Annotated in this window: 8 protein-coding genes; 7 read left to right on the forward strand and 1 reads right to left on the reverse strand. The window is 69.2% G+C overall.

Translation table 11 applies throughout. From position 1 onward, the window contains the following. The first annotated feature begins 6 nt into the window (after positions 1 to 6). From O7607_RS00190 to O7607_RS00205, 4 genes are all read left to right on the forward strand, one after another. Complete coding sequence (locus O7607_RS00190) at positions 7 to 831, forward strand: phosphotransferase (protein ID WP_269700178.1); 825 nt, start codon at positions 7 to 9, stop codon at positions 829 to 831. Positions 832 to 934: 103 nt separating this feature from the next. Beyond that, on the forward strand, positions 935 to 2167 hold the full coding sequence (gene fxlM / locus O7607_RS00195) for a methyltransferase, FxLD system (protein ID WP_269700179.1): 1233 nt from the start codon (positions 935 to 937) through the stop codon (positions 2165 to 2167). Positions 2168 to 2827: 660 nt separating this feature from the next. Beyond that, complete coding sequence (locus O7607_RS00200) at positions 2828 to 3256, forward strand: hypothetical protein (protein WP_269700181.1); 429 nt, start codon at positions 2828 to 2830, stop codon at positions 3254 to 3256. Between the two features lie 19 nt (positions 3257 to 3275). After that, positions 3276 to 3419 carry a hypothetical protein gene (locus O7607_RS00205; RefSeq protein ID WP_269700182.1) on the forward strand — a complete coding sequence of 48 codons (144 nt, stop codon included), beginning with the start codon at positions 3276 to 3278 and terminating at the stop codon, positions 3417 to 3419. 361 nt (positions 3420 to 3780) lie between these two features. Here the strand turns inward: O7607_RS00205 and O7607_RS00210 are convergent, their stop codons facing one another. Then, positions 3781 to 6579, reverse strand: coding sequence for an AfsR/SARP family transcriptional regulator (locus O7607_RS00210; protein ID WP_269700183.1), 2799 nt, complete (start codon positions 6577 to 6579; stop codon positions 3781 to 3783). 477 nt (positions 6580 to 7056) lie between these two features. Here O7607_RS00210 and O7607_RS00215 point away from each other — a divergent pair, with 477 nt between their 5' ends. The 3 genes from O7607_RS00215 to O7607_RS00225 all read left to right on the forward strand — a co-directional run bounded on the left by O7607_RS00215 (position 7057) and on the right by O7607_RS00225 (position 13580). After that, positions 7057 to 9825, forward strand: coding sequence for a toll/interleukin-1 receptor domain-containing protein (locus O7607_RS00215; RefSeq protein ID WP_269700184.1), 2769 nt, complete (start codon positions 7057 to 7059; stop codon positions 9823 to 9825). Beyond that, entirely contained in the window at positions 9822 to 12569 is a 2748-nt protein-coding gene (locus O7607_RS00220) for a TIR domain-containing protein (protein WP_269700185.1), read from the forward strand. Before O7607_RS00215 ends, O7607_RS00220 begins: the two co-directional genes overlap by 4 nt. 132 nt (positions 12570 to 12701) lie before the next feature. Then, positions 12702 to 13580, forward strand: a complete 879-nt coding sequence (locus O7607_RS00225; protein ID WP_442929509.1) for an IS5 family transposase — start codon at positions 12702 to 12704, stop codon at positions 13578 to 13580. Positions 13581 to 13737: the final 157 nt, after the last annotated feature.

Raw genomic sequence — 13737 nt, forward strand, 5'->3', positions numbered from 1 at the left:
AACCTGATGCGCAGCGACTGGACGACCCTACCCCGCAGCGTGACCACCAAAATCACCGACCAGGTCGGTGGAGCGTTCGAGGCAACCCCGGCACCCGACGGCAACCACGCACAGATCGCCTCGACCGTCACCGGCCCATCCGGACCGGTCTTCGTCAAAGCGGCCTACGGCGAAAGGGCCGTCCAGTCGCTGCGCTACGAGCTGGCCGTCACCCAGGCCATCGACCGGTACCCGCCAGCGCTGCGGTGGCACTTCGAGGCCAATGGCTGGCTGGTGGTGGGAACCGAGCATCTCCCCGGTCCCCACCCCGACCTATCCCCCGGCAGCCCCGATCTCGACCTGCTCACCGCCGCCCTGAAAGACCTCCAGCAGACGCCAGCGCCGGACGATCGGTGGCTCACCCCGGCCGACCGGCTCGGGTTCACGCACCCGGCGATGCACGGCGGGACACTCGTGCACTCCGACCTCAACCCGACCAACCTGATCATCACCCCGGACGGCCTGCGCATCGTCGACTGGGCCTGGGCGACCAAGGCAGCGGCGTGGGTCGAACTCGCGTTGCTCGTTCAATGGCTGATCGGCAGCGGCCACACCCCCGATCAAGCCGAGGACTGGCTCGGACAGTTCCCGGCCTGGACTACCACAGACCCTGAGGTGCTAGACCACTTCGCCTCGGCCAACGCCGCGAAATGGGCGACCAAGGCCCGACACAACACCGAGCGCTGGGTACACGACCTCGCCCAATGGACCGGCGACTGGGCGATCCACCGGGCCCACGGGCGCATAGCTCAAGGCCGTGAGCAGCCACGGCCGAGGGCCCGGCAGTCTTGACAACCGGCAGGCTGTACAAGGTCACCCCACGCCACAGGATCTCGGCCCGACAAAGTCAGGAATGAACTCGCGCGCTGAGCGCCCGAACCGCAGGGAGCCAACGATGGCCGATCCGCTCGACACCGAGCTCACGAAGACGGCTCGCGCTCGACTGGTCGACACGTTGCTCGCCGACGGAGCGATCACCTCACCGGCCGTGGAAGCGGCATTCAGACAGGTCCCCCGCCACCTGTTCACGCCCTCGGGAATCAGTGTCGAGGCCGCGTACGCCGACGACGTCGTGGTCACCCGACGCGGCCCGGACGGCAAGGCGACCAGTTCGATCTCCGCGCCGTCGCTTCAAGCCGCCATGCTGCACGCCGCCCACCTTCAACCCGGCGCACGGGTGCTGGAGGTCGGATCCGGCGGCTACAACGCCGCGCTCATCGCCGAGGTAGTCGGCCCGCACGGCACGGTCACCAGCATCGACATCGACCCCGCCGTCATCGCCCACGCCCGCACCGCCCTCGACACCGCCGGCTACCCGCACGTTGCAGCGGTGCACGCCGACGCGGACAAAGGATGGGCGGCGGCCGCCCCGTACGACGCCATCATTGTCACCGTCGAGACCAGCGACATCCCACCCGCCTGGACCGACCAGCTCGCCCCCGACGGCGTCCTCGTCGCCCCGCTGCGGATGCGAGGCCACACCCGCTGCCTCACCCTCGTCCGCGACGGCGTACACCTCGTTGCCACCAATGCCGTCGTCTGCGGCTTCGTCCCGATGCAAGGCGCCGGCGCCGCCCCTGTCAGGCAACACCAACTGCGCGGCGACGACGTCACCGTATTCGTCGATGACCCTGTCACCGAGGCCCTGGATCTCCGCGCGCTGCCCGCCGCCCTCGACGGACCGCGGCACGACGCCTGGTCAGCGGTCACCACCCCACCGGCGGCCCCGTTCGACACCCTGCACCTGTGGCTGGCTAGCCAACCCCACCCTCACGGTCTGCTCGCCGTCGACCGGCAGCGCGCAGCCGACCTGGCACCGCAGAACTGGGTGGCCTGCCCGGCCCGGCTCACCGCCGACAGCATCGCCTACCTCGCCACCCGCCAACTCGACGACACCACCTGGCAGTTCGGCGCCCACGGCTACGGGCCCCACGCCACCACACTCACCGGCCACATCCTCGACCTCATCGCCGACTGGGACCGCCACCACCGACACCAACCCGGCCCACACATCGCCGTCTACCCCACCGGCACCGCACCCAGCCCCACCAACCACCTGCGGCTACTGATCCCCCGCCCGCACACCACCATTGCGATCACCTGGACCAGCAACGGCCAGCCTGCATAACCAGCAACGGCCCCTCCACGCCCGGGCGAACCAGGTCGCAAACAGAAGCGGCAAACCAGCCCGTGACGGCGTCCTCGCCCAAGTTCCATCCCCGTCTCACGCCGCAGCCCACCCTTGTGTAAGCGGTCAAAGGGATCCGCGGACCGCGGCGACTCCGCATGCCAGCACGAACGCGAGCGCGATCATCGCGATCCGCAGCCAGGGCACATCCCGTGCCGGCCGGACACCGATCGATGCCGCCAGTCCCCACTGAGCCAGCAACAGCACACACACTGCGACGCTCAGCGCCCGATACGTTTCCCGAACTCCAACCAGAACACCCAGGTTCCGGCGATGGCGGGGACGACCATCAGCAGGGCTCAGACCGATCAGCGGGACGGCCAGCCTCCACCGCATACGGGCATCCACCGCCGCTACCTCCGTCTACCGCCGTCGCCGCCGGCACACACACTGCCACCCTGCGGTCAGCAGGAGCTCCACGCGCGGCGGATCCTCGGCCTCCGCGGCAGACTGCCGCAGGAAGCCGAGCACCCTCCCCCATGGGCTCTCGCGTTTCCCGTACGGTGTCCCTGCGCCGTAACGAGCAAATCACTGTATGCGTTGGCCATCTCGCGAGGGCTGGGACTGATGTTCGGAGATAGAGCCAACGTTCGGCTGTCCATGGCAAACCTCGACTTCCTCGGCGACGACGACACGCTGCGCACGAACGCCGCACACGCTGCCGACGAGTTCGCTTCCCTGTCCGCGCCGAGGCTTCACTCCGGCCAGGACCGCACCGCGTCCGTGAGCCTGCTCCTCACCAGCGCCGGACAGGTGGAGGACGTGACGATCAGCCGCGATTGGCGACGCCAGGCTGGCGTGACCCGTATCGGGGAGGCGGTCTACGAGGCGTACACCGGCGCGTTGGGGAGCCTCCTCGAAGCCATCGCAGTCGAGGAGTTGCCGCGAGACCAGCCCGCCCCGGCTCGACCAGCACAGCGGGCGGCTACCAGCACGGAGCCCGAACTCGACGAGGACCTCTGGCTGCAGCGCACGTGGGGCGCCCTGCGGGCCGGCCGACGGGCGCCTCGCGCCGGTCGAGGTCGGTGAGGCGGGAGAGCTGCCCCAGGTGGTGCTGCTCCTGCAGACCGGCTTTTACGTCGGCGCGGAGGACCATCCCCGTCCGCCGGTCGAGCATCGGTACGTCCGCGACCGCGTGCACGACAGCCCGCCGATGTACCGCTACGCCGGGCCCGCCGACGAGGGACAGTAGTGCCCGGGCCGAGCGGTTTATGGCCGGCAACACGGGGCCTGCGCCCGAGGTCGCCGTCGCCCGGCCCCGAAGCACCTGCCGCGACGATGGCGCCTTTCGCACGTACGGCAACGGGCGCGCCTTCCAGTTGGCTGCTGCTGCTCACACGTGGACCGCGAACGCTGTCGCCGGGGGCGGCTTGACGGTCTCGCCCCGCTGCGGGTTAGTAGCGGGCCGAACCGTCGGCGCAAAGCCTTGACCGACATACCGAGTAGCCATCCGAACATAGTGGTCAGGAACTGCTGGACTGCCTGGTCGACAAGGGCGCTTTCGATCTCCATGAATCGATCGTCGGCAGACGATATGGGAAAACACCTGAGCTTTAGCGACCCCGAGTCAGAGTAGCTAGGTCGTTCCGTACTTGGTCGGCCTGCGACGCCCGCAGGGCGTGGTAGCCCTCTAGCGCGAGGTTCATCTGTCTGCGAGCTTCGCCGGCGTTGCCGGCCGCAGCAGCGAGCTGGCCGAGTCGGTGGTGCGCACGGGCCGTCTCGAAGGTGCTTCCCGAGCGTTGCGCCGCGGTGATGGCTCGGTCAAGGGCCTGGACCGCTCGACGTGTGTCACCAGTGCGCTGATAAAGCTCGCCCAGCGCGTTGAAGGTCATCGCCGCGTCCATACGCAAGCCGATCCGTTCGAACACCTCTAGCGCCGCCAGTAGGTCGGTGATGGCCTCGCTCGTACGGCCTAGCTCGGCCTCAGCCAGCCCGATCCCGCGCAGCGTGATGGCAGCGTTGCGTTCCGAGTGTTCGCGACGGTAGAAGTCGTATACCGGCCGCATTTCGTCAAGAAAGCGCTGAAAGTCGCGCTGCTCGTAGTGCAGCCAAGCCAGGTTGGCGCAGGCGGTGTGCTCGCCGTGCTCGTCGCCAATTGCGTTGAACAGCTCGCGGGCCTGCTGGTAGTAGCCGGCCGCCAGCTGCGGGGCGTGCTGCTCCAGATGCGCCAGGCCCAGGTTGTTGGCGATCATGGCCTCGGCCCGGTGGTCACCGCAGCGGCGGCTTGCAACCAGCGCCGCTTCGTGTGTGGCCGTCCATGGTTGCCAGCGCTTGGTAAGGAAGTAGTAGCCGCGCAAGGTGTACGCCATCTGCCAGCACACCTCGTCCAACCCCGCTGCAGCGGAGTCGAGGCATACCCGCAGGAGGTTGTCTTCCTCTGTGGTGAGCCACCGCAACGCGGTGTCGTAGTCTGGCAATGGTGCAACGGCGACGGTCCGGTTGAGTAGGTTCAATTGCACCCGATACCGGTGGGGCGTGATCCGGTGGTCGGCGATTTCCGCAGTGCGTAGGAAGTAGTCCGCGAGTCGGTGCAGCGCCTCCGTCCGCTCGGCCGGTGGCAGCACGATCGAAGCGTGCTGCCGGGCGAAGACCGCGACCAGGTCGTGGAACTGGAAGCGGCCCGGGCTGTGGCCGGCGGTGAGGTGCCAATCGGCCAGATGCCGTAGGTGACGTGCCGCTTCGCGTTCGGGAATGTCGGCGACTGCCGCTGCCGCGTAGGCATCGAAGGATCCGTCGAGGTGCAGGCCGAGAAGCAGGAAGGTGCGGGCAACAGGGTGGGGTAAGTCGTTGAGCGACACCTGGAGCGACGCTACGACGCTACGGTCGTCATCCTCGAGTTCGTCGAGCCGACCGGATTCGGCCGATAGATTCGCCTCTAGTTCCGGCAGTGAGTAGTCTGCGCTGCTACGTAGGCGAGCGGCCGCAATCCGGATCGCGAGCGGCAAGCGGCCACACAGGTTGATAATCCTGCGGAGGGTGTGGCCGACGGCAGACTCGTCACGCAATTTTTCGACACCCGCCACAGCCTGGAAGAGCTTCGTTGCGTCGTGCGGCGTCAACACATCGAGCGGCAGCATGAGCGCATCATCGAGGGCGCTGAGTCGCCGGCGGCTGGTGACGAAGGCGGCACATCCTCCCGATCTCGGCAGCGCCGGACGAACCTGCGTGGCGTCGTGGGCGTTGTCGAGCACCAGCAGCAGCCGCCGACCGTCGAGCAAGTCGTGGTAGAACGCCACCAGGTCGTCGAAATCCGTGGGGATGGCGGCCACGTCGACCCGCATGCGACGCACCAGCCGGTCCAGCGTCTCGGCGGGGGTCAGAGCGCTGCCCTGCTCGGCGTAGCCTTGCAGGTCGAGGAAGATCACTCCGTCCGGAAAGTTGTTCTGCAGTGCGCGTGCTGCGCGTACGGCCAGCGCTGTCTTGCCCGCGCCGCCCATGCCGTAGATCGCGCAGATGGGTGCCGTGGACGCTGTCTGCACCGCGTCGAGGATCCGATTCAGCTCGTGCTCCCGGTTGGTGAAGTGGCGATCGGGCCGGGGCAAGCCGGAGATCGGCCGGTCGCCGATCGGCATCATCCGGGGCGGTGGGTGCACCGGGATCGTGGTGCCGGCGCTCTGCACCGCGCGCTGGTGTGCAGCCTGCAGCTGTTCGCCGGGTTCGAGCCCGTACTCGTCGGCCAGCCGCCGATGTACGCGGCGGTAGATCTCGCCGGCGTCGTCCCGGCGGCCGAGCGCGGTCAGCGCGTCGATGAGCAGCGCGGCCGCGCCCTCCCGCAACGGTCCGGACATGACGTCGTGGCGCAGCAGGCGGGCCACCTCGTCGGGTTGGCCTTGCTGGGCCTTGATGGCCGCGAGAATCTCCACCGCGACGAGGCGCTGCTCGGTCATGTCGCGGCGCAGTTGCCCGAGCCGGTCACCGACATCGGACAGCGGGTCGCCCCGCCACAGGTTTAGCGCCTCGCGTAGCAGCACCGCCGCCTGCTGCGGCTCGTGCCGGTCGCGTTCGGTACGAGCCTGCGCCAGGAGCCTGCGGAACCGGTGCCAGTCGACGGTGTTGGGGTTCACGAGCAGGCGGTAGCGGGGACGGCGGCTCTCCAGCACCGCATCGACTCGTGCCCGGTTCAGGACTTTCCGCAGCCCGGAGACGTAGTGGTAGGCGCTGTCGCGGGTAGCTCCGCCGGGCGAGCCCCACACCGACGAAATGATCTCCACGACGCCGGCGCCGGCTTCCCCGCGCAGCAGGAGCACGGCCAGGACGGCCCGCGCCGTTGCGCCACCGACGTCGAGCGGCCCCTCGTCGGCGAGCACTCGCACCGGCCCTAGAACGGTGAAGCGCACCGATGCGTCGGTCATTCACCATCTGTACCGCATAGATCACCAGCTGTGAACTGTCGGATCCACTTCATGATTGGGCAAGGCCGATTTACCGGCGCCAGACCGAGAGCCGAGTGCTACATGCCATCGCGACAGGCGGCCGTCATGGGCGCCGAGCCGAAGCCGGGCAAGTCCGCCGTCCACCCAGTGGTGGTCGAACTGTGCCACACAGTCGTAGATCGTCGTCGTCGGGCGGCGAGCCGGCCACCGGGGCGGCCCTCATCGAGCAACTCCGGCCACGCCACGCTCGACGTGGGATCGGATCCCCTCCTCAGCGAGCTCACCCTGCAGAAGACGGCGGTCGCCGCTCTGGCGGTTGAGCGCTCATCAACGAGAGATCGCCAACCGGCTGGACGCTTGTGGCAACTGGTCAACACCTGCGACAGGTGCTTCGTAACCTGGCGATACGCTTCATGGTGCACCTCGCCAAGCCCGCGCGCGACTACGAAGGGCACGATGGTGACCGCTGAGAGTGACGTCTTCTTGTGCTACTCATGGGCCGATAAGCGCCGGGCCGACGAGTTGTACGACGCGTTAGTCGCCGCCGGACTCACGGTTTTTCAGGACGAGTCCGGCATGCGCGACTACGACCACATCTCCGAACGCATCGACGCCGCGCTGCGGGCCACCCGCGTCCTGGTCGTGCTCTACACGCCGTCGCTCCCGAGCAGCGAGTACTGCCGCCAGGAGATACATTTCGCGCTGCTCCGCTCGTATCGTCTCCACCGCAGCCGTGCCCGGGTGCTGGCGGTCGTGCAGGGCATGGACGTCGCGGACGTGCGACCCGGCCGACTGAAGCACTGGCGGCTTCCCCGGACCGATTCGGACCCACGCATGATCGCCAAGCAGATCGCCGAGTTCGTCGCCGGCCTGCGAGCAGAGGACCCCCGCCGGCTCGGCGACGCACCCGAACCACCGCCCGCGCCGTGGCGCACCGGCCAGCGGCGCGACCCGCACGAGCTCTACGGCCGGGAGTTCGAGCTCTGGAGCATCCACGATGCGCTGTTTCCCGAGGACGACCCCGCTGCCGGCGGACAGGTCGCCGCGGTGACCGGCCCCGGCGGCGAGGGCAAGACGATGCTGGCCGAGCAGTACGCCCGGCTGTTCGCCGATGACTTCCCCGGTGGCGTGTTCGCAGCCGGCGGCGCCGCTCCGGCGCCGAGCCTGCCGTATCTCTGGCTCGTGGACAACGTTCCCGAGGGCATCAACCTGCCGGCGTTCGAGGCATTGCTCGCGCCGACGCGGGAAGGCCGGACGCTGGTCACGGCCCAGCACGACCTCCAGGGCTGGGTGCACCCGAGCAAGCACATCAGGATCGGCGGGCTCGGCCGCGCGGCGGGGCTTGCCACGCTGACCTGCCGCTGGCCGCCGGGCTCCGGTGAGGGAGTCGCTCGGCGTCTCCAGCGGCTGAGCGAAGACCGCCGGGAGTACGGCGCGGCCCGTCACGTGGTCGACGCGCTCGGTGGACATGCCCTTGCCCTGCGTCTGGCCGCCGGCCTGGCCGGTGCGTCGGGCTTCGCTGGCTTCCGCGAGTTGGCGGCGGCGGTAGACGACCCCGGTCGGGACGCGCTCGCCTTGGCCGAGCAGTTGCGGCCGAGGCTGTCCACCAACCACATCGCGAGCGTCGCCGCCACGATGGCACTTGCCGTCCGCGGGTTGCCCGAGGCAGGTCGTGACGTGTTGCTGCTGACGAGCGTGCTCGCGCCCGAACCCGTCCCGGCGGCGCTCGTCGCCGACATCCTGGCCGACGCCGACGGGCTCTCCCCGGCCGAGGCCCGGCAACGGGCGGCCGCCGGCCTGGCCCAGGCCGCCGCGCGTTATCTCGCCGAGATGCTGCCGGGCGGCGCGGCGCTGGTTCACCCGCTCGTGTTCCGCACCGTGCGGACCCTGCACCGCGACGACCCGCGCCGCCAGAGGCTACGGCTGGCTGCGGTGGCTAGGCTCGGCGCGTGGCTGGATGCCGGACGCGAGCGGCACAGCCCCAGCGACGAACTAGCCGTGCTGCTGCCGCACGTCTCCGCCGTCGCCGCTCACATGCACGACGTCGATGAGTGGCACCTGCTCAACGAGGCGGGGCGGGTGCACGCGGAGCTGGGCCACAGTCGTGCCGCGCTCTGTGTCTACCAGCGTCTGTATGAGGTCTGCCGCACGGGGTTGGGCGAGGACGACCGGGTGACGCTCGCTGTACGGTTGGGCTTGGGCACGGCGTATGGGATCCAGGGCGACCACCGGAGAGCACTGCGCCTGCTCGGGGACGTCCACGTGGTGCTAACCGAGCGGCTCGGCGCCGAAGATACCGATACGCTCACGGCCCTGAATAACATCGCCGTCGTCCATACCTCCGCTGGCGAGCACGAGCGGGCCCGCGACCTGTACCAGCGAGTCCATGCGACGCGTGAGAGGAGGTACGGGCCGGGGCATCCCGACACGCTGGACGCGCTCTACAACCTGGCGATTGCCACCGGGCGCTGCGGCGACACCCAGGAGGCCCTGCGGCTCAAGACCCAGGTGTATGAGGCAGTGCGGTCCATGCACGGCGACGCCCACGAACGCACGCTCGACGCGCTTGGCAGCCTGGCCGTGACAACGCTGGAGCTGCCCGACCGCGACGGAGCCCGGCGGATGTTCCGGCAGGTGTACGAGCAGCGCCGCACCGCACCGGCCGCCCGAGCCGCGACGGCGGACGCCGCGGCGAACCTGGCCGCAGTCGAGGATGATCCCGCCCGGGCCCTCCGGTTGCTGACCGAGGCTTACCAGATCCGGGTCGCGGCGCAGGGCCCAGCACACCCGCGCTCGCTGCGCTCGCTGCGTTCCCTGCTGATCGAGCACCTGCGCGGTCTCGGCGAGGCTCCGCCGGATGCCGAGCCGATCGGCACCGTCGAGCAGGCCCCGGCACTGCCCGATGGCGTCCGCCCGGAGCAGGTCCGCCTCGACGCCGATGACATGGACGAGCGGGTCGAGCTGTTCGATTTCGCAAGCACCTACTATGACCGGCAGGTAAAGCGGTCCGGGGAGGACTCGACGGACAGCGCGCTGGCGATCTGCTATCTGGCGCACGCCACGGCCGCGCTCGACCAAATGGATCTGCAGTTCGACCAGGCATGGCCCCTCATCGACAATGCCGCCGAAGGGCTGGAAGACGACCTCGGTCCCGGCCATCCGGCCAGCGTGGCGGCCGACGAGGTCCGGCAATGGATCGCAACCCTCGGCGGTGACGCGGCATGAGGGACCACGACGTCTTCCTCTCGTTCGCCGGGCCCGACCGGGATACTGCCCAACGCCTCCGGAAGGCCCTCCGGCGGCGACGCTTGCAGGTGTGGCTGGACGAGACACTGCCGGTAGCATGCGGCATCACCGCGGGCATCCAGAAGCACCTGAACGCGTCGAAGATCATGCTGATCGTCTACTCGGGCGCGTACCCTCTCCGGTCCGCCTGCCAGTTCGAGCTGACCGAGGCATATCTGGCGGGCGAGCGGGAGGGCGATCCGCTGCGGCGCATCATGATGATCAACCCGGAGGCGTACGAGCATCACCTACAGCCGGTGCAGTTCGCCGACGCCAAGTTCGTCCGGTATCCGATGCCGGCCGACGACCGAACCATGACGGCTCTGGCGGAGGCCGTGGCCAAGAAGGTCGCGTCGGTGGGCGGCACGTTCGGCGACATCAGCTTCACCACACGCCCGCGCTGGTACCCCGACGGATCGGCCGGCGTGCCGACCTTCGTCGGTCGCTATCGCGAACAATGGGACCTACACACCGCGCTGCACCGGGTCGACTTCCCAATGATCACCGCGGTCCCCAGCGGACCCGTCGTCGCTCTCGTCGGCATGGCCGGCAGCGGCAAGTCGACGCTCGCTGCGGCGTACGCGTGGCACTTTAGCTCCGCGTTCCCCGGCGGCGTGTTCCGCACAGGCCTGTCCGGCGCGACCGCCGACGACGCCCTGGCACGGTACGGCGACGAGGTGCGCAAGGTAGCCGTAGCGCTGAATCTGCCGTACGCCGGCAGCGCCGGCCACGCGGAGCTGATTGCCGCCGTGGCCGACAAGCTGCACATGGCGGGAAAGCCAGCCCTGTGGATCATCGATGACGTGCCGCACGAGCTCGACCGCGGCACCCTTGAACAGCTCCTGCTGCCCGCCGGCACCATCGTGCGCACGATCATGATCAGTCGGCGGCCCATGTTCGGCGGCGTCGCACCGGTGGTCGAACTCGGCGCGATGTCGCTCGAGGACTCAGTCGCTATGCTGCGCCTGTCCCGCGAACCCGACGACGACGGCGAGGACGACCTGGCGGCCGAACGCGTCGCGCGGCGCCTGGGCGGCCATCCCTTCAGCCTCGGGCTCGCCGCTGCCCAACTGGCGGACCGGCAGGGCCTGCGCTCGTACGCCGAGCACCTCGACCGGATCGACAGCGATCCCGCCGCTCTCGACCCGGCGATCGCTCTGGTCCGCGACGTCCTCGCCGGGCTGGACGACGGCCCGCGGCTCGTCCTGCAGGTCGCCGCGCTGCTCGCTCCCGCTCCCCTGCCAGCCGCGATCCTGTCCCGCATCGTGACCGGACCACGGCCCGAAAGCGACCCGGCCGATCACCTGGCCGAGCTGCGTAGGCTGCAGCTCGTCACCCGCACCGGGGACCGGTGGCAGGTCCACGCCATCGTGCTCGACGCGACCCGGCGACTGCTGCCTCCCGTCGTACCGGTCGAACACCTCGTCGGCACGGCAGCCGACCTGCTGCTCGTCAGCTGCCCAACGGCGCAGGTGGTGCCGCATCTGGCAGCGCTCGCCGACCACGACCTGCTCGACGCCGAGCGGTCCGCCCGGTTGCGGCGCAGGCTGATCGAGCACTACCGCCTGCACGGCGAGCCGGTGGCGGCGGCCGGGCAGTGGGACCGGCTGCTGGCTGCCGGCGATCCCGCGACGACCGACCTGCTCACCGCCGCCACCGCGCATCTGGAGGCAGGCGGCTACGAGCGGGCGGTCGAACTCGCCAGGCGGGCCTCTACGTCGGACGGCGAGCGGCTAGTGGCCCAAGGTCTCGACGCGCTCGGCCGGTTCGACGAGGCGAACGACTGGTGGTCACGGGTCGCGTCGGCACCGTCAGCCTCGGCGGACGGCGAAGTCGCATACATTCGCAGCCGCCGCCTTCGTGGCGAGATGAGTCACGCCCGTGACCGAGCCGGCGAGCTCGTCACCCGGCTTTCCGGCTCCGACGATGACCGGCTGCAGGCCGCCCGCCTCGAACTGGCCGTCATCCAGCTCTCCACCAACCAGCAACAGGAGGCCCGCCGCACGGCCGAGGCCGTGGTCGAGCACTACGCGCGGCGAGGGCTACCCGAGCACGCCAGCGCCGTCGCCGCACAGGGGGTGCTTGCTCAGGCCTGGCTCACCCTGCACCTGTTCGAGCTGAATCCCGACCCGCGCAGGTGGAAGGACTCGGCACGCGACCTGTGGGAGATGCGCGAGAGGCTGCGCCGGTCGCACGGCCCGCTCAACGCCCGTACGCTCGCCATTGACGTGGAGTACGGCTTCGCCCTACTGTGCCTCGGCCGGCCGGTGGACGTGTGGGCACACCTCGGCGAGACGCTCAAGGCGCTGCACCGCCGGTTCCCGGCCGGGCACCACACGATCATGCGCGCCACGTTCCTGCTCGCGCAGGCCGACGCCCAGCTTCATCGCTACGACCGCGCCCGCGCTTCCTACCAGGAGGCCTATGACGGGTTGCGCCTCAGCCTGGGACCGAGGCACCCGGAGACACTGGCCGCGCAGTACGGGCTCGGAGTGGCGCTTATCCTGACCTCTTCCCGAAGCCAGGGATTGAGGATGATTTGGCAGGTCTTGCGGGCGGCGCCGTCAGTCGTCGGGCTGAGGACCGACATTTTCGGCCAGAGCCTCGTCGCCGCCCTCCTCCTGCCACTGCTGCCCGGCAACGTGCTGCGTCTGCTCGGCCGGGTGGGGTCCAACGCGGACTAAGGCGTGTTTCGGAACTCGGGTTGGCCGGTTGAAGTCACGGCGTGGCGGTGATCGATAACTGAAGAGGTCTCCGGTACTTGGTACAACGACCAAGAAGCACCATGCACCGGAGACCTCGTGGCCACCTTAGCGGTGACGAGGCGGCATGACCTGACTGACGCGCAGTGGGCTGTCCTGGCCCCGTTGCTGCCTGCTGCGTCGTCTACCGGCCGGCCGCCGAAGTGGGAGAAACGGCAGCTCATCGACGGGATTCGGTGGCGGATTCGGATCGGTGCACCGTGGCGCGACGTGCCGGCGGAGTACGCGCCCTGGCCGACGATCTACGGACTGTTCCGTCGTTGGCAGCGCGATGGAACCTGGGAACGGATCTTGTCAGCGTTGCAGGCCCAGGGTGACGCCCGGGGGCGGATCGGCTGGACGGTCAGCGTGGACTCGATGACCAGTCGCGCTCACCAGCACGCCGCAGGTGCGCGCACCGACGGCCATCTGCAGAAGGAACCACCCGGTGGGGTTCATGATGAGCCGGCCGACCACGGGCTGGGCCGCTCCCGTGGAGGGCTGACGACCAAGACACATCTGGCCTGTGAGCAGGGCCAGAAAGTCTTGTCCTTGATCGTCACCGCCGGGCATCGCGGGGACAGCCCGCAGTTCATTCCGGTCCTGCGCCGCATCCGCGTGACCCGCCTCGGCGTCGGCCGGCCCCGCACCTGCCCCGACCTGGTCCTGGCCGACAAGGCCTACACCAGCCGCGGCAACCGCCGATACCTGCGCTCACGCGGAATCAAGGCCTGCATCCCCAGCAAGAGCGACCAGGACGCCCACCGCAAAGCCAAAGGCTCCAAGGGCGGACGCCCACCCACCTTCGACAAGGACCTCTACCGGCTACGCCACGCCGTCGAGAACGGCATCAACCGACTCAAACGCCACCGCGGCGTCGCCACCCGCTACGAAAAGCTCGCAGTCCGCTTCCAAGCCGTCCTGACCATCACCATCATCACCGAGTGGCTCTGACCGGCTTATGAAACACGCCTTAGGATCGCGGCGTGACCGGGAACGCCCAGATCTACAACATCGCGGTGTCGTTTGCCAGAGCGCAGCGGGCACTGGTCGGGCCCATCGTCCGGTGAGCACCGTAGACGTAATGACAATTATGTGTCTACAGAAGGTG

This window comes from Micromonospora sp. WMMA1949, assembly GCF_027460145.1.
GTDB lineage: Bacteria > Actinomycetota > Actinomycetes > Mycobacteriales > Micromonosporaceae > Micromonospora.